The sequence below is a fragment of the Adhaeribacter terreus genome (assembly GCF_042657365.1).
In the GTDB taxonomy this organism is placed as follows: Bacteria; Bacteroidota; Bacteroidia; order Cytophagales; family Hymenobacteraceae; genus Adhaeribacter_A; species Adhaeribacter_A terreus.
Genome location: NZ_JBHSKT010000001.1, coordinates 378,047 through 399,939 on the forward strand (window position 1 = coordinate 378,047; position 21,893 = coordinate 399,939).

At 44.9% G+C, this 21,893-nt stretch carries 5 protein-coding genes; 3 read left to right on the forward strand and 2 right to left on the reverse strand.

The features are described from left to right. Positions 1 to 630: 630 nt before the first annotated feature. Together ACFPIB_RS01645 and ACFPIB_RS01650 are read right to left on the reverse strand one after the other, a co-directional pair. A complete protein-coding gene (locus tag ACFPIB_RS01645; protein ID WP_378015674.1) occupies positions 631 to 6,438 on the reverse strand; it encodes a T9SS type A sorting domain-containing protein in 5,808 nt (1,935 codons plus the stop codon). Between the two features lie 716 nt (positions 6,439 to 7,154). After that, entirely contained in the window at positions 7,155 to 13,343 is a 6,189-nt protein-coding gene (locus ACFPIB_RS01650) for a T9SS type A sorting domain-containing protein (RefSeq protein ID WP_378015675.1), read from the reverse strand. 773 nt (positions 13,344 to 14,116) lie between these two features. Here ACFPIB_RS01650 and ACFPIB_RS01655 point away from each other — a divergent pair. The 3 genes from ACFPIB_RS01655 (at position 14,117) to ACFPIB_RS01665 (ending at position 21,755) form a co-directional block, all read left to right on the forward strand. Then, entirely contained in the window at positions 14,117 to 15,043 is a 927-nt protein-coding gene (locus ACFPIB_RS01655) for a hypothetical protein (RefSeq protein WP_378015676.1), read from the forward strand. Positions 15,044 to 15,061: 18 nt separating this feature from the next. Next, a complete protein-coding gene (locus tag ACFPIB_RS01660) occupies positions 15,062 to 15,544 on the forward strand; it encodes a hypothetical protein (RefSeq protein WP_378015677.1) in 483 nt (160 codons plus the stop codon). A gap of 601 nt (positions 15,545 to 16,145) precedes the next feature. Continuing rightward, the gene (locus ACFPIB_RS01665; protein WP_378015678.1) at positions 16,146 to 21,755 is read left to right on the forward strand and encodes a GEVED domain-containing protein; all 5,610 of its coding nucleotides are present in this window, start codon (positions 16,146 to 16,148) and stop codon (positions 21,753 to 21,755) included. Positions 21,756 to 21,893 lie beyond the last annotated feature (138 nt).

Genomic DNA, 21,893 nt, shown 5'->3' on the forward strand with positions numbered 1-21,893 from the left:
TTAAAAATAGAAACTTGCCTGCCTGAGTATGTATTATTCAAATATAGTATTTTAGAATTTTAATCAAAATAATTTCTAACTAAAGATGGATCTGCGACGCTTTTTGTTGCCAAAAGCCCTGAATTTCAGCTAAAAAGCCTGAAAAATGCCTGTTTGGATGAAATAAAAAGCCCTGAACAAGTAAATAGAGGAAGAAAATTTGTCCGAGCCCGAACGGTTATTGAATTGTAAGGCGGTTGATGAATAACACTTTAATCCTGTTTTTTAAAGCACTCCAGGAGCTACATTATGAATTTCCTGTAAATAAGTTGTTATTTCCGTGCGGTTCTGATATTTAAAAACAGTATGGTTACCAGCCTGAAAAGTCGAAAACGGTATGGTTTTCTATGTTGAAAGTCAGTTGTAAAAAACGGTATGCTTTTAGGCTTGGAAAGTCAGTTATCAAAAACGGTATGCTTTTCACTGCAAAAAGTAAGGCTCCAGTTATTTCCTTGCATCGAATAGCTTTCCATCAACCTCTGAAGTTTACCAGTTATAAAAACGGTATGGTTTTGAGCAGAAAAAGTCAGGGCATAAAAAAAGCCCTCCGTATTTACGGAGGGCTTTTTTTATTTCAATTCAGCAGCAAGCTTATTCTACGATGAGCTTGTTGATCTGCACGCCTTTTTCAGAAACTACTTTAAGCAGGTAAGTACCGGCCGCCAGGTTTTTCACCTGCAGTTTGGTTACTTCCTGTCCGGCTTTCACATTTTCCTTCACGATCAGCTGACCAGTCAGGGTGTAAAGCTCCAAAGCAGCATCGTGTTTGTAACCAACCAGCTTCACGTTGAATTTACCGTTGCTTGGGTTCGGGTAAACACTTACGCTCATGCCCGCCATGGCACCTTTAATACCGGTGTTGGTAATATTCACCGAAGCCGAAGGCAGGGAAGCACAGGTCGTCGTGTTGTCCGTTACCACTACAGTATAGTTACCATTAGCGGTAGTCTGGTAAGTCTGGGCAGTTGCACCAGTAATAGCTGTACCGTTCAGATACCACTGGTTGCCCGTAGCCGCAGATGAAGTCAGTTCCTGACCGGAATCTCCGGAAGGAGTGATGGTTGGCGTTGCAGGACGTGGTGTTAAAGCAATTGCCGTTACAATAGAAGTATCCGTACAACCTGAAGCATTTGCAACTACCACTCTGTAGTTACCGGCAGCTTTAGCGTTGAAAGTAGCTGTAGTTGCACCGGTTACCGCGTTGCCGTTCACCAGCCACTGATACGTTACACCGGTAGTTGTGGTAGCACCTGTCAGCATTACGGAGTCACCGTCGCAGAAAGTGGTCGGGCCACCCGCTGTAATGGTTGGTTTAGCCGGTAATGTGCTCAACGTAACCACAATGGTATCAGAAGAAGAACAGCTGGATGCATTGGTTACAGTTACGGCATAAGTACCGGAATTTGTAACAGGAAGAGTCTGCGAGGTTGCGCCTGTAATGGCAGTACCGTTCAGTGACCACTGGAAAGTAGCACCTGCATTGCCGGCATTTAAAGTAACAGGAGCAGAGCTGCACTGGGTAATATCCGGACCTAAAGCTACAGTCGGCGCCGGAGTAACAGTAGCCGTTACTGCTGTTCTGGCCGAAGTACAACCAATAGTAGAAACGCTCCAGTCATAGAAATAATAGTACCGGGCAGTAGCAGGCGAGAAGTTAGAACCTGTAATGCTGATAACGCCTGGTAACGTGTAAGGGAAAGCTGTACCGGCAGTATTGCGGTAAAGCTGGCCTGGTCCGCTGTAGTTAGGAATTCCGATCGCATAGTTTGTGCCTGGCATTACTTCAAAACCAACGGCTACGCGGTGCTGACCTGCGCCAGGAAGCGACACAAAAGCAGAATCCAGCTTGTTGCCATCTACCATATCGCGTAAAAAGATCTTAAACGACATTGGTCCGTCAGAATACAAAGTCATGAAATCGATACGCAGTGGTACCAAAGCATCAAAAACCATCTGGTTGCTGAAGTTACCGTAAGCGCCTGCACCGATCGCATTCGAGGCCGGGCCAACTTTACCCTGGTTTTTGAAACGTCCGGCTTCAGCATAGTAAGTTGTTGTTGCTGTTACGTTCGGGCTGAAAGTATTACCTGTTTTCAGCGCCGTACCTCCGGTTGCAGCACTGAACCATTGAATAATATCTCCTTCAGAAGCTGTTGCTGAAAGTGCTACCGTTCCGCCACCGCAAATGGTGTTTGGCGTGGAAGAAACAACTGTAGGCAAACCTACCGCTACGTTTACAGTATCGCTTATTACTGGAGTACATGTTCCGTTAGAAACTACGGCACGGTACATAGAAGTTTGTGTAGGAATGATCTTATAGAACGCAGTAGTAGCGCCGCTGGCAGTTTCGTTTACCCAGGCAGTACCATTATAGCGTTGCCACTGAATATTGCCAGCGGAACCTTGTAAGCTTAACCAGGTAGAATCGCCGGTGCAAAGTGCCGCAAATCCTTGAGCAGTTCCGGCAGCAATTGGCGTAACAGTTACCGTTACAGTATCAACATCTGAGCAATTGCCATCGGTACCAATAACTACATATTGCGTGGTAGTGCGTGGAGTAGCAATTACAGTTGCACCGGTAGTCTGGTTCAGGCCGGTAGCCGGCGACCAGGTGTAGGTATAATTGGCGTTGCTGCTGCTGGCAGTAAGCGTGGTATTAGAATTGGTACAGATAGCTCTTGAGCCTGCAACCGTGATCTGATCAGCTGGCGTTACAGTTGCAACTACCGGAATTCTGGCAGTCTGGCAAAGAGGTGTAACCGACCATTCGTAGAAATAATAATAAGTAGTAGTTAAGGCTGGAACTCCGTTTGTTAACTGGCTGGCTGTAAGTACCAATTCATTTTGCGGAGTTGCATAAGGAAAAGCGCTGCCAGACGTTTCGCGGGTAAGAGTCGTTATGCCGCCAGTAAAGCCGTCAAACGCTAATTTATAACCCGTTCCTGGTTGTACTTCAAAACCTAAAGGTACATTCGTGCGGGCTCCTGGTGCGGTAGTTCCCGTTACGTTCACGGTAACAGAATCAAGTCGCTGGCCAGCTGCATTTTTCAGAACGATCTTTACTGTTCCTGCGCCGGTTCCTATCGGGTAGATTTTTACGGAGTCTATGCGTGTAACAGAATTAACGTTAAAAATGATACCAGTATTTGTGTTGGAAGCACCTGAGGTAGAGGTTCTGGTACGACCGATCTGAGAGCTGGTACCCGGCACAGAACCTACGGCATAAAATGTAGTAGTATTGAATACTGTAGTGCTGTAGCTGGAACCTGTTGCCACTGGCAAGCCACCAGCAGCCTGGTCATACCACAAGATGCTGCCATTGGCGGCAGTAGCGTTAAGTGTAACCGGGCCAAAACCGCAACGGGTTGCACCGGTAGCAGTAACGTTATTTGTTGTAAGGTTTACCACGTTCGAAGTAAAGCTGGTTGTGCCGCAGCTAACCACTGCCTGGTAATAAGTAGTTTGCGTGATCGGAGCTGCAACATAAGTAGCTGAATTTGCCCCTGCAATATTGGTAAACGGTCCGGTTGCTGAAGTTGACTGCTGCCACTGAATATCACCACCAGTGGTGCCGGTTAAATTCAGGGTTACACTTCCGCCTGCGCAGAAATTGCCTTGTGAAGCCGAAGCAGTACCAACTGCCAGCGCATTTACAGTAATGCTAACAGGTAAAATTGCGTCGTTAGAAGCATTTCCATCTGTGCCGCCGGTTACTACCGCCGTATTCGCATTAAATACATACGTTCCCGGAGCCGACATATTAAACGTGCCAACTGGTACGATCAGGGTATCGCCGGATGCGAGTGGCTGGCCGCCATTCAGCGTGTTGTTGGTAAGCGTTATAGAAACTGTAGCTGGTGCACCTGGGCCTGTAACCGGCACCGAAATGGTTGCATTAGTCAAAGCAAAATCTACCGCTGAAATACCATAGTTTTTGATAGCTACCGTTACCTGTTCTGTACTGCTATAGCAGTTTTTCTCAACTGGTGCCAGCAACGCAATAGCTCCCAGGTCTAACGCAGACGGTGTGAATTCGTACGCGCCCGGATCCGGATTAGTAGTGTTTCTGGTAGCACCGGTAATATCGTCGGTTACTGCTGCCAGCGGTTGACCAATATTATTCAGGCTTGGGTTTGTTGGCTGAAAATTGCCCACAGTCATGTTGGTAAATAAAGGATTAACCGCAACGCTGTTCATGTCGAATGGCGTAGTTACGTTGGCTGCCTGCCAGTCGGCTAAAGTGGTTCTGCTTGTAGCTGAAAAATAACCTGTGTGGCCGGTTGGCACATAAAGATCATTTCTGTTGCTCTCAATAACCGTGGTAGGTGCATTTAAATAAATAGCGTGCTGGTTGGCCTGAACACCGCCGGTGGCTACTACAATAATATTGTTGATCAGTTTCAGGTTAGCTGCTGCTGTGGTCTGATAAAAACCTCTGGCTGTTCCTGTTCCGTTCGGGTTATCGAGGTTAATGGTGTTGTGGTAATAATAAACGCCATCGCTGCCGGTGTTGCTCATTCCCACAACTGCTCCGGTTGTGTTGTTCACATCATAGATCAAGTTGTTCTTAACAATGTTCTCGAAACCGCCGGGAGCATCGTTGGAAGAAGAAATAATACCATTCACAGCGGTAGTAAGGGAACTTGCGTTGCCGTGCGTATTATGGATCCGGTTTTTACTTACAATGGTGTTTTGCGCAGTTCCTGCAAGGGTAATGCCGTTAAAAGCAATAACCGTTGTCCGGGTTGGCCGGCTGATATCGTTTCCTTCCACTAACGTACCATTCATACCATTAACTTCTATACCGGTAGTATAAAAATCTTTGATGGTATTGTTAATGATCTGGTTATTGCCCGGGTTAGCTGGCAAACCGTGCATCATGATACCTCTGTAAGCACCGTTAATCGTGTTGCCGGAAATAACGTTGTTGTTACCATTGTTGCTGCCGGTTGTCGTTACGCTTGTGCTGGAGTTGGAGAAGATAATACCAACCGAATTGCTTTCCGTAGTGCTTAGCGAGCCGATGTTGATGGTATTGTTGCTGATCGTATTATGATCGGCGGCGTTCATAAAATGAATCCCCCAGCCAAAATCTGAAGTTCCGGTACCGGTAGTTGCAATGTTGAAGTTGTTGATCGTAACGTAATCAGCACCAAATAAGCGGATCATATCGCGGTTGCCTGTTACGGGGCTTGCGCTAAGGGTTGCGCCGTTTCCATTAAAAGTAATGGTATTGGTAGCGCTCGCTCCGGATATTTCCGGAATTACGATCTGTTCGTTGTAAGTTCCGTTGGTTACGTTAAAAGTAACGGCGCTGGAAATACCTGCACATGTAAGTGCATTTATTGCAGCAGCAAAAGTCTGGAAGTTGGTTCCGCCCGTCGGGTTTGCTCCGTTTATGGTATAAATACCGCTCAGAGCCGGAATAGTAGTTACCTGCAATGGCGCGGAAGAAACAGTAGAAGTGCCGCAGGTTACGGAATTCCGGTAAAAAGTAGCAACCGCCTGGTTAACAGTTACCGATGCTCCGGTTGCGCCCGCAATTGGGGTCCAGGTTGTGCCGTTGGTAGAAGATTCCCACTGAAAGGTTTGGCCTGAACCGGTTGAAAACCCGTTTAGCGTTAAAGTAAAGTTAGCGCCGGCACAAACCGAACTTGCACTGCTGGTAACCGTTCCGGGTGTTGGCGGGCTGGTACAGGCACTTGCAGGTGTAAGTGTAAAGCGTACGTTTGGCCGGTTGTCGAAAGCAATCAGCGTTTCAGTGCCAAGCTGGGTTGAGCCTACGCGGGCAAGGTTCATATCTGGCACCACCGTGTATTGCCAGGTCATGGCGGCGGTTAAGGTAGTAGGGTGGTGGAAAGCGGTATAAACTTCCAGGTTGCTGGCGCCATCCCAAACAAAAGGAGTTTGCAGGTTGAATTCCTGCCAGCCGGTTCCGGTCATGAAACTCAGCGTAGTGGTAGAATATACCAGGGTAGCTGTTCCAAGCTCAGTTGTCCAGTCCAGAGAAGAATTGGTATGGTCGCTTTTACTTACTTGTTTAATGTAAATACTCAGGCTGGCATTGCCAGCTGTGTACTCTCCTGTGCCTTGTTTATTCCAGGCAATCTTCGTGATCGTTCCGGCAGTACCACCGGCGGCAGTAATTTCGGAAGCAGTATACAAGGTTGCCGATTTAGACCATAAGTTTCCCCCTGTACTAGTGGAAAACAATACGTTGGCACCCGATGCGTTTGTACCGGTTCCAATGGTTACGGTAGTTTGCGCCTGCGCTTGCAATAAGCCGAGGCTGCAAAAGGCCAGTAATAAAAAGAAAAGCCTGAAACAGCGTTGACTGTTGGTCGGCGGTCGTAAGGCATTGCTATGTATGCCCTCGATAATCGGTAATGGTTTAACCATAGTGAATAATGAAATAAGATAAAAGTATGAGATTAGGAAAGGGGTAGACCAGCATTCAGAAATAGCTGCTTCCGTACAGGTTGCGGAAACAGTTATTTATTGCCGGGAAGAGCGGAGTAAGGATTATGCATATGTAATTTATTGTTAGTTGCCCGGCCTGCATGTTCAAATTCAAGCCGGAAACAAGAGTTTATTTTTCACAATAAGCCAATCTAAATATAGCAGGGCGCTATTATTCCATAATACTTACAGAGCTGTTTAACTTGTGAATGCCTGCTTTTTTTAAGTGAACAGATTTCGGCCAGTAAATAATGATCAGAAATGGAGAAATTAACTGCTACTGAAACCTTAAGCATGGAATCTGTCGAAGGAATTTACTTACATTTCCTTAAAAAACGGTATGCATTTTAGGTGCAAAACTCACAACGATATTCTTCTGATCTTCAGATTGTATAACTTGAAAAAACGGTATGGTTTCCAGTCTGAAAAGTCGCAAACGCTATGCTTTTCCCTGTTGAAAGTCAGTTATCGAAAACGGTATGCTTTTCACTGCAAAAAGTCAGGCTTCAGTAATTCCCTTCATCAAATAGCTTTCCATCAACCTCTGAAGTTTACCAGTTATAAAAACGGTATGGTTTTGAGCAGAAAAAGTCAGGGCATAAAAAAAGCCCTCCGTATTTACGGAGGGCTTTTTTTATTTCAATTGAGCAGCAAGCTTATTCTACGATGAGCTTGTTGATCTGCACGCCTTTTTCAGAAACTACTTTGAGCAGGTAAGTACCGGCCGCCAGGTTTTTCACCTGTAGTTTGGTTGCTTCCTGTCCGGCTTTCACGTTTTCCTTCACGATCAGCTGACCAGTCAGGGTGTAAAGCTCTAAAGCAGCATCGTGTTTGTAACCAACCAGCTTCACGTTGAATTTACCGTTGCTTGGGTTCGGGTAAACACTTACGCTCATGCCCGCCATGGCACCTTTAATACCGGTGTTGGTAATATTCACCGCAGCCGAAGGCAGGGAAGCACAGGTAGTCGTGTTGTCCGTTACCACTACAGTATAGTTACCATTAGCGGTAGTCTGGTAAGTCTGGGCAGTTGCACCAGTAATAGCTGTACCATTCAGATACCACTGGTTACCCGTAGCCGCAGATGAAGTCAGTTCCTGACCGGAATCTCCGGAAGGAGTGATGGTTGGCGTTGCAGGACGTGGTGTTAAAGCAATTGCCGTTACAGTAGAAGTATCCGTACAACCTGAAGCATTTGCAACTACCACTCTGTAGTTACCGGCAGCTTTAGCGTTGAAAGTAGCTGTAGTTGCACCGGTTACCGCGTTGCCGTTCACCAGCCACTGATACGTTACACCGGTAGTTGTGGTAGCACCTGTCAGCATTACGGAGTCACCGTCGCAGAAAGTGGTCGGGCCACCCGCTGTAATGGTTGGAGTAACTGGTGCAGCACTGATAGATACTGCAGTTACTGTAGAAGTATCAGTACAGCCAGTTGCGTTAGTTGCAACTACACGGTAGTTACCGGCAGCATTAGCAGTATAAGTAGCAGCAGTAGCACCTGTAATCGCATTTCCGTTCAGCAACCAGCTATATGTTACACCGGTAGAAGTAGAAGCGCCTGTAAGCACCACAGAACTACCCTGGCAAATCGCGGCTGTACCAGCCGGAGTTACTGTTGGCTTAGCCGGAAGCGGATTAACTGTTACCGTTGTAGTAGCAGAAGTATCAGTACAGCCAGTTGCATTGGTTGCAACTACACGGTAGTTACCGGCTGCGTTAGCAGTGTAAGTAGCAGTAGTAGCACCTGTAATCGCATTTCCATTCAGTAACCAGCTATATGTTACGCCAGTAGTTGTGGAAGCACCTGTTAGCACTACAGAACCACCCTGGCAGAAAGTAATTGCACCACCTGCAGTAACAGTAGGAGTGGCTGGTTTCGTGTTGAATACTACCTGAACAGAGTCAACGCCTGAGCAGGAAGTTGCGTTGGTAACGTTCACTTTGTAATTACCATTAGCCGTTACAGTCAGGGTTTGCGAAGTAGCACCGGTAATTGGCGCATTGTTCAGGAACCACTGGTAAGTAGCGCCTGCGTTACCGGCATCTAATACGGTAGAAGTAGCACCGCAAACATTCAGATCAGCTGGTAAGTTGCCTAGCGGAATTGGGTTAACTGTAGCTATTACCGGAGTTCTTGCTGAGCGGCAACCAGTGGTAACGCTCCAGTTATAGAAGAAGTAGTAGTAACCAGCAAGTGTACCATCAGTAATGGTTACCCCTGTAGAAGGAGAGCTGTAAGGGAATGGAACGCTTGTGTAATCACGATACAGTCCCAGACTTGAACCTTGTTCCAGTCGCATGCCTGTTCCAGCTGGTACGTTGAAGTTAAGCGGAACCGTTACTGCAGTCATACCGCTAACGCCCGGTAAGGCAAAAGTAGTAGTCTGCAGGGTAGTGCCAGCTGAGTTTTTCAGGTTAACGATCAGGTTGCCGCCATTAGCCAGGTTCGTATAAACTACAACTGAGTTCAAAACAAATGGGTTGAGCGCATTGAAGACCAGACCACCACCTGTGTTTGTACCATCAGTACCAGGAGTTGAAGCTTTACCAATTGTTGTTGTTGCACCACCTTCGTTTGCTTCTGCATAGAAAGTAGTTGTAGCAGTTACATTTGGCGAGTAAGTGTTACCAGTTGCTAAAACAGATCCACCAGTTGCAGCATTGAACCAGTTAATGGTTCCTGCACCGGCAGCAGTTGCACTAAGCGTTACTGTTCCGGCGCCGCAGCGTGCAGCAGGAGTTGAAGTAGCAACCTGCGGATCTATAACGTTTACTGTTACTACGTTCGACGTTTGAGTAGAAGTACCGCAGCTAAGAACCGCCTGGAAATAAGTTGGCTGGTTAATTCCGGTAGTGGTAGTGAAAGTAGGCGTTGTAGCGCCAGCAATATCCGTAAACGGACCAGTTGCTGAAGTTGCCTGCTGCCACTGGATATCTCCACCGGTATTACCAGTCAGGTTTAGAGTTGCAGTGCTGCCAACGCAAACATTAGGATTGGTAGCGGAAGCAGTGCCTGCTACTACAGGGCTAGCTGTAATATTTACTGCCGGAATCGCATCGTTGGCTGTGTTGCCGTCCCCGATTGTAGTTGCAGATACGTTAAATGTATAAACGCCTGCTGTTGACATGTTCAGTGTGCCCACCGGAACAACGATTTCGCCTTCAACTGCCAGCGGGTTACCACCATTAATGGTGTTGTTGTTTAAAGTAGCCGTTAATGTTTGAGTAGCAGCACCCGTTACATTTACCGTTACAGTAGCATTGTTAGTAGTGAAATCTAACGGGCTTGTACCAAAGTTACGGATTCTTACACTTACGTTTTGAGTAGCACCAAAGCAGCCATTAAACGCAACCGGGCTAACCAATGCTCTTGCCTGCAGATCTACTGGCACAACAGTACCAATATACAAGTCATCAATGTGGAAGTCATAATCAGGAGCATCATTCGTTGGGCCATCTGTTGCATAGAAAGCTACAATAATTTCCTGACCTGCAAAATTACCAAGCGGGATTATCTGATCAGTAAGTACGTTCGTTAAATTAGCTGTAGTTGTAGCATCGAAAGTGTAAACCGAAGTAAATGTTTCTCCACAGTTGGTAGAAACCATTACCTGAACTTTATCGTCGGTGCCTTGCATACCGTCCGCATCTGCACTTGTTGAGGCATAATCTGTAATGGCTGCTTTAAAGCGTAGCGATGTAGTAGCAGTTGCAGCAATTCTAGGACCCATGATCCACTCATTACGGGTATTGGTATACAGGTTGATTTTGGCTGTTACATTAGATGTTCCGCCTAAACCGGTAGTACTTACCCAGTTAGAAGTTCCGAGTACCGGAGTTACGCCTGCTGCTTCCTTCCAGTTAGGGAATAAAGTGTTCAGGTTAGAACCATCAAAACCGGTGAAGTTCGTTTCCTGCGGTAAAGCAACTGCCTGGTAAACTGTACGAACAGTTCTGGCAGTATCATTGGCGGTAATATTATCGCCCATTACAGCAGTGTACCCTTTGAAATTGTAGTTTCCAGGGGCTGTCATGTTAATATTGCCCACGGTTACGGTTTGGGTAGCACCCGGAGCTAAAGTACCGGTATTAAGGGTAGTAGTTAATGTGGTATTAACCGGGCCGGTTACTTTAACAGATACAACAGTATTGTCTACGCTGAAGTCTATCGGGCTGGCGTGGAAGTTCTTGATAGTAACTTCTACCGGCTCAGCATTTGTAAAGCACTTGGTTAAAACAGGGGTTGTGAATGCTTCTACACCCATATCTACGTTTGGCGGAGTGCCCAGGAAAATATCATCCAGGTGGAAATCATAATCCGGAGCATCATCAATAGGGCCATCAGTAGCATAGAAAGCTATCATGATCTGCTGACCGGCATAAGTTCCCAGTGGGAAAGAAAAATCGGTAAGCACATTGGTCAGGTTGGCAGTTGTAGAAGCATCGAAGGTATAAAGCGGCGTAAAGGTGTTGCCACAGTTAGTAGAGATCAATACCTGTACTTTATCGTCGGTGCCTTGCATACCAGTAGCGTGAGCTGAAAGCCCGGCATAAGCAGTGATAGCTGCCTTAAAGCGTAATTCGGTTGTAGCAGTTGCAACTACTTTTGGACCAACTATCCACTCTTTTCTTGAGTTTGTATATAAATTAACTTTAGCTGTAATATTGCCGGTTGCGCCTAAGTCAGCTTTGTTAAGCCACTCTGAAGTAGTTCCTGCAGGAGTATTTCCAGCACCTTCTCTCCAGTTTGGTGAAATGGTAGAAAGGTTGGAGCCGGTAAAACCGGTAAAGTTTACCAGTTGAGGAAGGCTCGCGGTTGTTAATACAGTTCGGGTTGCACGGGTAGTATCGCTGGAAGCATCTGTATCTCCGGCTATGGTAGTATAAGCCCGGAAGTTATAAGTACCTGCAGCAGACATATTCAGGTTTCCTACAGTTACGTTCTGAGTTGCTCCAGGAGCCAGGATGCCTGTAGTTACAGGAATGCTGATCACACCCGGGTTTGTGCCATGCGTTCTAACAGAAACGGTTGCGTTGGTTGTGCTGAAATCGATCGGGGCAGAACCAAAATTACGGATCGTTACAATAGCTTGTTCGCTGGCATTATAGCAGCCGTTAGCTACTGGGTTAACAAATGCGGTAGCGCCTAAGTCAAGGGTTGCAGCCGGAGTGCCGATAAATACATCATCGATGTGGAAATCGTAGTTATTAGCATCATCAACAGTACCTTCGGTAGCAAAAAAAGCTACTACAATGTTCTGGCCTGCATATTGAGCCAGCGAAACGTATTGGCTGGTCAGAATATTCGTTAAGCCGGAAGTCTGATCAATTGTATAGATCGGGGTAAATGTTGAGCCGCAATCTGTACTTACCATTACCTGAACTTTATCGTCGCTTCCGGCCATTCCGCCTGAAGTGTTCGGGGTAATTGCGCCTGCTGCGGTTACGGCAGCTTTAAAAATAACTGCTGAAGTGGCGGTGGGTGTAATTTTAGGCCCAACGATCCATTCTCTTTTCGAGTTGCTGGAAAGGTTTACATAAGCGGATACGTTACCGGTGCCACCTAAATTACTGCGGTTTGACCAGGAGGAAGTTGTACCGGTTGGGCTGGTAGCACCTGTAGCTTCTTTCCAGTTCGGGAATACCGTTGCAAGATTTGAACCGGTGAAACCAGTAAAGTCCATGTTTACCGGTAAGGTAGCAGTTGGAAGTACGTTGCGTACAGTAGCTGCAATTGCGTTGTTAGCTGCAGTTGCATCTCCTTGTAAAGAAGCACTGGCATTAAACGTATAGGCTCCGCTGGCAGTCATGTCATAATTAGTAGAAATTACAACATCCTGGGTAGCGTTTACGGCCAGCGTTCCCGTATTGATCACCACATTTGGAAAGGTGGTTGGGTTTGTGCCTGTTACTGCACTTGTAACTGTAAGCGGTGTAACGGAAAAGTCGATTGGCGCACTACCCAGGTTTTTAAACTGAACTTTTACCGTTTGCGTGCTTGAATAGCAGCCGGTAGCTATTGGTTCAATTAAAGCAACTGCGCCAATTTCTGTTGCAGGTTTGCTGAATGTGTAGATCTGACCAGTAGCCGGCTTGGTAGCAATATTTGTTGTTGCTGTAGTAGAGCTAGTTGTTGGTGCTGCCGTGGCATCGCTTAAGTTCAAGTAATTTCCAGACCCAGTGGCAGAAGCTGTAATACCAATTGAGGCCGTTGGCGAGCTTGATAAAGAACCGTTTTCCTGTCTGTAAACGAATTCAATTTTGCCAGTGGCTTCATATAATTTGGCCTGAAAAGAGATATTCGGGGCAGTGGCATTATAGCGCCATAGCCAGTTAGACCATTCAAAAGTAAATACTCTGGAACCTGGCGAGCCGGTAGTTTCATAAGCTGCGCTGGAACCTAATGTTGTACTTCCGGCGAGATCGTCCCAGAGGGGAGCAATTAATGGGCGGGAAGTTGAAGCAGAACCTGATGGACTGTTCGTGGTTTCTGCGGTTATGCTCGGGTTAAAAGAAAGGAACCCGTTGGAACTTGCATAAACCGTTGTATAATCAACACCGGCATAGTTAAACGTGAAACCTAAAGGGATCGCGCCTGAAACGCCAGTATCAACTATAAAAGATGCTGGAAGTTGTGTGGCAGAAGCTCCTAATGAGGTGTAAGTGCCGCTGGAAGGTGCAAATAGATAGTTTGCTACTGCCTGCGCCCTTGCTTCAGGTGCGGAGAAAATTCCGGCCATGGCCAGGCCTCCGGCCAGAGCAGTGCAGCCAGAGAACTTCCTCAGTTGCCTGGCAAGGGTATGCCAGCGGCCTGGTGAGGGTTTTTGTAAGAATTTGTGCATAAAAAGGATAGTTAAAAAATAAATGGAATAATGATTTACGTTAGAGAAACTTCATGCTGTAGCATATTAAATTAATATAGCACAATAGTTTAGAACAAAGGGTAGGTTGAGTATGCTGGTAACGAGAACATGTACATTGATTTTTGGTAATAGTACTCATTAACCTCCAAATATATAGTTTTAAATGGAGTAAGCAAATGACCTTGAGTAAGTTTATTGCACTAATTTTTATGGGTTTGGTATTTTCGCTATAAGGCTGTTTTGGCTGCGAAAAGACGGAGGAAATAATGTTTTAACAAATTTTTATATGTTACAAATAGTATTTAAGGTTGCTGACTAAAATTTTAATGCTGTTCACTAAAAATATATGGATTTATTGTTGGTTTGTCCAGTTTGGCTCCTATGTTTTAGTGCTTAAAACCATAGCGTTTCTGAAGAAAAACAGACGCTTTCAAATGTGTTAAATAGTATTTGTTCTATATAATTTTAAAATAATTTTTTTATTTTTTTGCAATATTTAAATGCCGGAAAGATCCTCTGGTAAATATTTTGGTTCGCAAAATAGAAAGTCAAAGTCGCATTGGGCCTGGAACGCGACTTTTGGAGCTTGAAACCATAGCGTTTTTACAGGTTGTAATGCGCATAAAATCAATGACCTGTGTTGAGAAATTATACCTAAATATGGGTATTGTGCAGGCAGAAACAGGCGGGTAACTTTGCTTGTTTTAAAACAAAATTGATTTCTCTATATTTTCCTTCACTTATATCTTTTTATGGAAAAACGCTACCCGCCATTCAGGAAACTTTTTATGGCCCTGATCTTTATTTTGTTTGTCGCTTCAGGTTTGCAGGCGCAGGATGTGATCGTGAAAAATGATAAATCTGAAATTCAGGCCAAAGTGCTGGAAATTACCGATGATGCCGTAAAATACAAGCAGTTCCAATTTCAGGACGGGCCGGTTTATAATATCAGGAAAGCCGAAGTTTTCATGATCCTTTATCAGAATGGCAATCGCGAAACATTTTCAACTCTTGGAAATTCAGCGGTAAATAATCAAACGCTCTCAACGATAATTGCTGCCGAGCCTTTGCCGGTAAATGAAGCTAAGGCTAAAGGAAAAATCGTTAAAAACCCAAGCCGTATTATTCTGGCCTATGGCGCTTATAAACAGGATGGTTATCCGGAAAAAGCGCCTAAAATAGCTTACGAGAGGGTTTATGCCAATCCTGGTGTCATTTCAGGTATCGGGTTTTCCAGCGATAATTTTTTAGATATGTTCTGGATCCGTTATAATAATATGGTAAAATCTTCAAGCGGAGGGATGACGGATGATGGTTCAGGAACTTCGTCTATTGAGACTATTTATGGCTCCAAGCATTATTTAAGCGGTTATGCTTTTAAAGAATTCGATACGAAGTTTATTTCGGCAGGTATATTAGCCGGACCGGCTCTGAATTTTACGCAAGGTACCTATTCTGCTGACGCCTGGGATGCTTCGAGAGAAACTTATAGCCCTCAGGTAAGTGATACAGATGCCAGTTTTTTTACTGGAGGTTTGCATACCGGCATTTATTTGCACAAGTATTTAAGCACCAATAAAAAAGGAGAGAAAAATTTCTTTTTTCGCCTTTCTTTCGAGCAGTTTGTGATGGCAAAAGGCTCTTACGGCAGTATTATCGGGTTAAATTTTGGTTTATAATTTCAGGAAAGATATTTTATGAAAAAGACATATTTATTCAGTGTTTTACTAATGCTGTTTTCACTGACAAGTTGCTGGGATAATGAATATCAGGAAGATTTTGAAGCAATAAAAGCCAAAGCAACGGGAGTGGATGGTGAATCTGGTGCTTGCCCGGTAGGTAAATGGAGCATGCCAACCTGTAACGGTGCGCCTGGAAAAAATCTGATCTATTATTTTGGTAGTGACGGAACTGGTTACTCCGAAAATCCGGATTGTAATGAGATTTGCACACCAATGCGGTTTAATTTCAGATATACCGTAAGTGGGGATAAGATTTCTTACACCTTTACCAGTACGGAAGATGTTATTTGCAGTGGTGTAAACCAAGGACGGCCTAATACACCAAGCGGATCTCATACACTTACTTATTCGTGTTTGAATGGTGGTAGTGAGATGCAGGCAGAATATGTAAATATACAGACCGGAGCGAAATCTGTTTATAATTTCAAACGGATGTAATTTTAAGGTTATAGAAAACGATATCAAATTTCAATAAAAAAGTCCCGCTGGAATCTCCAGCGGGACTTTTACTTTTTCGGGCTATTACCCTATCGTTTTTTATTCTGGTCGCGGAGATGAAACGTCCAGGTTTTTGAATCTGATTTCGTCCTTTTACAACCCCGCTTCCAGAGCTTTAAATGGGAGATTAATTTTATTATTGTATCAAAGAAAAAAACATATTGATAACCGGATCAGTAATTTTCCTGCTTTTCTTTTTTTTCTGAAAGAAACCAATCATTCCTGTGCTTGAATTCACAGGTTCCTTTTCGGGAGAATATTCTGGCAGTAATTTGAATTCGGCTATCTGCTGGTGTTTCGGTTAAAACGAAATTTAGCGTACATTTGAAGTTATTGCTGGCCTGTTTAAAAATGGAATCTGGAATTAAATATGAATAAGAGGATTACTTTACGAATTAAATTTTTGAACTTCTTTTCCTTGATTTTCATGTTTTTGCCCGGGATATTCATTGCTTTTAACAGTCAGGCGCAATGTCCCGTGGTAAATTCATGTACACCGGGTAATCCTCCCGCTGGTAATATTGCTTTTGGGATGGGAATCTTGAATGTTAATATTAACAATGGTGCAATTAATAATACCACGGGGCCGGTAACAGCCACCAGTGGTTATGTAGATTATTCCTGCACTATTGGTACTACGCTTTCTCCGGGAGTAACTTATCCTGTTAGTATCACAACCAACAATAATGTAAATGAGAATGTAAGAGTTTGGCTCGATGCGAATAACGATGGTGTTTTTAATGTTGCTATCGAACTGCTCTTTAGTTCTAACAATAAAAAGAATCATAGCGGTAATATCATTATTCCGGCGGGTGCTATTACCGGACTTCCGTTGCGGTTACGGGTGGCGGCAGATAATTTCTCATCGCCAATCCCAACGCCCTGTTCTTCGCCGGGATATTCGCAGGTAGAAGATTACCGGATTACTTTAGTTACTAACCTGGCCGCGCCAGTTGCAGCGTTTACGGCTAACGACTCCCTAACCTGTACGAACACAGTCAGTTTCACGGATCGGTCTAAGAATGGGCCTGTAACTTGGCTCTGGAATTTCGGAGATCCGGCTTCCGGAGTGAATAATACATCCGCGTTACAAAATCCAACCCACGCTTTTTCAGCTCCCGGGAATTATGATATTACTTTAATAGTAAGCAATGCAAACGAAGCCGATACGCTGGTTAAAACCAATTATATAAACTACCATAACAGTGTGCCGGTAGCGGCTACCTGTACGCCCAATACAATTAATTACTGTTGTGGTTACGGTATTACAAATGTAAGTATCGGTAATGGGTTGTTTACGAATGCATCGGCCAATGGCGTTGCAGGCTATGAGAATTTCACATGCAACAAAACCTTAAGAGTTTCAACCGGATTAAGTTACCCTTTTTCGATCACCACTGGTAGTAACCCTCAGGATGCCCGCATTTACATCGACTATAATAACGACGGTGATTTTACGGGTGCTAATGAGCTGGTAGCTGTAGCTTTAAATACTATAAATCCTGTTGGTACCATCACCATTCCGGCTACAGCTACTTTAAACACTCCTCTTAGAATGCGGATCATTTCCGATAATACTGGCAGTAATTTTACGAGCTGTTCCGGTGTGCAAAGCGGGCAGGCAGAAGATTACACGGTCATTATTACGCCCGATATTTTCCCGGTACCACAATTTACATCTACTTTTTCATCTACCTGCGATACCGTTGTAACGTTTGCCGGCCAAAGCTCCAATTCGCCGCATAGCTGGCTCTGGAATTTCGGCGATCCTGCTTCCGGGGCGCTGAATACTTCTACGCTGCAGAACCCAACCCACGTTTATCGTAACCCGGGAAGCTACACCGTTACTTTGGTTGCTACCAATGCGAACGGGTCTGGTACCGTGGTAAAAAATAAATACCTGAACATTACGAAGCCCTGCATTACGTATTGTCCATCGCAAAACCATTCGAATTCTTCGCAATGGATCGCGAAAGTGCAGATCGGTACGCTGAGCAATGTTAGTGGGCCGGATCCGTTGGGTTATGGGAATTATACCTATCTGAACAGCGATCTGGTTTTAGGAAGCAGCAATCCTTTTACAATTGAGCTAAGCACTGCGTATTATTATAAATACGTCACAATCTGGATCGATCTGAATAAAGATGGCGTGTTCCAGAACAGTGAGCGGATGTTTCATGACTACTCAAATTATGTGGGGCCTAATCTTCCTTTAAATGTAACCGGCAATATTGTTATCCCCAATAATGTGCAGTCTGGATTTACCAGAATGCGGGTAAACATCAGCGATATCTACGATCTTAATAACCCTTGTATTTCCAATATTACTAACGGTGGGGAAACAGAAGATTATCTCTTAACGCTTTTGCCAAATACGATTCCCCTGGTAGGTGATTTTTCGGCTGACCTGAATGCGGTATGCAGTGGAACAGTGCCCTTTCGGGATGCATCGGTAAATGGCGCCACCTCGTGGTATTGGAATTTCGGTGATCCTGCTTCCGGGGGGCATAACACTTCTACCTTGCAGAACCCAACTCACACGTACCCTACAGGAACAAGTGCTAGCTACACGGTTACCCTGGTAGTTTGCAAAGGTTCGCAGTGCGATACGATCGTGAAAACTAATTACATAAATGTGCCTGTTCCCTGTCGAACGTATTGTATTTCAGACGGGCATTATACTCCTTATCAGTGGATCTCGAATGTTACACTTGGTAACCTGAATAACCCGAGTGCATCTGACCCGAATGGCTACGGAAATTACACAAATAAAAGGGCAGATCTTGTAGTTGGCTCAGCCGGGAATCCTATTTCAGTAACCATTGGCTCTAATTTTTCTACGAATTACAGGCAGGTGCTGGCCTGGATCGATTTTAACAGGAATGGTTTTTTTGAACAAACCGAAATGGTTTTTAATGAAACTGCTTATAGTGCCAGCCCTCAGGTTGCGACCGGAAATATTTCGGTACCTGCCTCGGCGCTGCCCGGTTTTACCAGAATGCGCGTTTTAATGACTGATAACTACGGTCCGCTTTGGAATCCGTGTATTAAGAACGTATCGAACACGGAATCTGAAGATTACACCATTAATATTTTACCGAATGCCCAGCCGGTTACAGCAGATTTTCAGCCGGATATGACCGGCATTTGTTCAGGAACGGTTCAGTTTCTGGATCGGTCCCTGAACGGGGCTACTTCCTGGTACTGGGATTTTGGCGATCCTGCTTCGGGAGTAAACAATACATCTACTTTGCAGGACCCCATACATATTTATCCGATCACGCCGGCCGGCAATTATACTGTTAAGTTAATAGCCTGCAAAGGAGCACAATGCGATACCATTATCAAAATAAATCTGATTACGACCACAGTGCCTTGCCAAACGTATTGTGCTTCTTCCGGACATTTTGGTGCGGGACGGTATATTAGTAAGGTGGCCGTTAGTACTATTAATAACGCCAGTGGCGCGGAGCCTAACGGTTACGGCAATTATACTTATTTAAAAACGGACCTGATGCTGGGTTTGCCAAACCCAATAGCGGTAGATATTATTAACTCCGGTGTATATATGTATGTTTTTGCCTGGATAGACTTTAATCAGGATGGCCAGTTTCAGGCGAATGAGCAGGTATTCAATAAACTGACGACCATGGGAGCTGGGGGAATTATACAGGCAGCTGGAAATATTACTTTGCCAGGCAATGCGCTTCCCGGACTTACCCGGATGCGCGTGGTAATGAGTAGTTCTCAGTATTTCACGAACCCTTGCCAAATGAATGCTACCAACGCAGAGGTGGAAGATTACCTGGTTAATATTTTGCCGAACCCGTATCCTGTTGTTGCTGATTATACGGCTAATATGGGGTCAATTTGTCAGGGTTCGGTACAGTTTTATGATGCTTCACAGAATGGTGCTACTTCGTGGTATTGGGATTTTGGGGATCCTGCTTCGGGAGCTGCAAATACCTCAACGCTGCAAAACCCAATCCATACTTATTCTACCACTGCTGCCGGAAGTTACGACGTAACGTTTGTTGCCTGTAAAACCGGCGTGTGCGATACACTGCTTTATTCGAAATCAGTGAATATTTCGGTTCCTTGTAATTATTATTGTATCAACACCAATAATACAAATACCGGTCAATGGATCGGAAATGTAACTATCGGGAATATTAACAATAATACCGGGGCTGAAGTGTATGCTTACGGGAATTATACTTATCTGAATACATTCGCCCATGCGGGAATGGGCAATATTCCGGTTTCAGTTACGCTGGGAAAAAGTGCCGGAGCAGCAGAATATATCACGATCTGGATCGACTTCAACCACGATAATATTTTTCAGCAACGTGAACAGGTGTTTAATATGCAGGCTGTACTTTCCAATAACGAACTGGTGGCCTCGGGTTCTCTTGTAATTCCGGGAAAAGCACTTCTGGGGCCTACCAGGATGAGGGTTCTGATGCGTACGCCTGGAGGAATAAATGATCCATGTCCTTCCTGGTATCCAGATATTGAAGTAGAAGATTACACGATCATCATCGTTCAGAATCCAGCTCCGCCGGTATCGGACTTTAGCGTGAGCACTATGACCCCATGCTATAGTACGGTTAGTTTTTCTGATTCCACAACCAACACACCAACTTCCTGGAGCTGGAATTTTGGAGATCCGAATTCAGGTGCGGCCAATACATCTACGTTGCAACACCCGCAGCATACATTCTCGGCACCTAGTTTATACACCATTACCCTGGTTACCACCAATGCTTTTGGCAGCGACACACTGGTTAGAACGAACTATATCAATTATGATCCGACGAATGCTGCTTGCCAAACTGTTCTGATGCCGGTATCCGGAACTTTGGTGCAAAATAATTTCTGTTCCGGTTCGCTCTACGACGATGGCGGACCTTCTAATTTTTATTCCAATAATGTGAATGGTACCGTGGTGATAGCCCCACCAAATGCGGCTACCGTTTCTATTACCTTTACACAATTTAACGTAGATACGCCCGGCGATGTGCTGAAGATCTTTGACGGGCCGGACACCACTGCCAATCTGATCGGAACGTATTACCCTACACCAGTCTGGGGGCTTGCTCTTCCGAATAGTGGAGCTCCTATAACTTCCACCGGCGGAGCCATGACCATTCAGTTTATTTCCAACAGTTCTTCTCCGTTAAACGGTTTTAGTGCCACCTGGAACTGCAATTACCCCAATACAGATCCGCCGGTATCAGCCTTCAGTGCCAATTCCGTGAATCCATGCTACGGTATAGTGAGTTTTTCTGATTCTACGATTAATACGCCAACTTCCTGGTTATGGAATTTTGGTGATCCGAATTCAGGTCCGGCCAATACTTCTTCGCTGCAAAACCCAACGCATGCGTTTTCAGCGCCTGGTTTATACACCATTACCTTGGTCACCACGAATGCTTTCGGTAGCGATACTTTAGTCAAAACCAATTATATTAATTACAACTCAACAAACGTTGCCTGCCGAACTGTTCTGATGCCTGTGTTGGGAACTTTAGTGCAAAATAATTTCTGTTCCGGCGTAATTTACGACGATGGGGGGCCAACGGGCGCTTACAAGAATAATGTGAATGGTACTGTTGTGATCGCGCCGCCAAATGCTGCTTCGGTTTCTCTTTTCTTTACTTATTTTGATGTAGATACTCCCGGCGATGTGGTGAGGATCTACGATGGAGCAAATACGGCATCGCCGCTGATCGGAACGTATCATACCTTGGGGAGCGGACTGCCGAATAACGGTGCTGCTATCACTTCTTCCGGTGGTGCAATCACTATGCAGTTTATCACCAATAGCTCTTATACTTTGAACGGGTTTATTGCTAACTGGCAGTGTAATTTACCGTCGGGAACTCCGGAAGATCTGGAGGAGAAGCTGTTTGAAATTTACCCGAATCCGAGTACCGGCCTAATTAACTTAACGTTGAAACAGAACCAACCGGAACCGTTCAACCTGGAAATTACGAACGTGCTTGGTCAGGTACTGATTAAAAAGCCAGTGAAGTTTTTAGACTCTGAACCGCAGCAACTGGATCTGAGCAAACTTGGAAAAGGGGTTTACTTTATCAAAATTCGCAACGATAAGTTTTCCGGGATTAAAAAACTGGTGCTTGAGTAGATAGCAGATTGGGTTTCTGAATACTGTTGAGTTCCGACTTTTTCAGGTGAAATCCATAGCGTTTTCTGCTCAAATTAAAGCAAAAAAGTCCCGCTGGAATCTCCAGCGGGACTTTTTATTTTTTCGGGCTAAAACCCT

Coding starts and splice junctions, on each gene's coding strand:
- ACFPIB_RS01650 (WP_378015675.1), bottom strand. CDS start 13,343: ATGCACAAATTCTTACAAAAACCCTCACCAGGCCGCTGGCATACCCTT.
- ACFPIB_RS01655 (WP_378015676.1), top strand. CDS start 14,117: ATGGAAAAACGCTACCCGCCATTCAGGAAACTTTTTATGGCCCTGATC.
- ACFPIB_RS01645 (WP_378015674.1), bottom strand. CDS start 6,438: ATGGTTAAACCATTACCGATTATCGAGGGCATACATAGCAATGCCTTA.
- ACFPIB_RS01660 (WP_378015677.1), top strand. CDS start 15,062: ATGAAAAAGACATATTTATTCAGTGTTTTACTAATGCTGTTTTCACTG.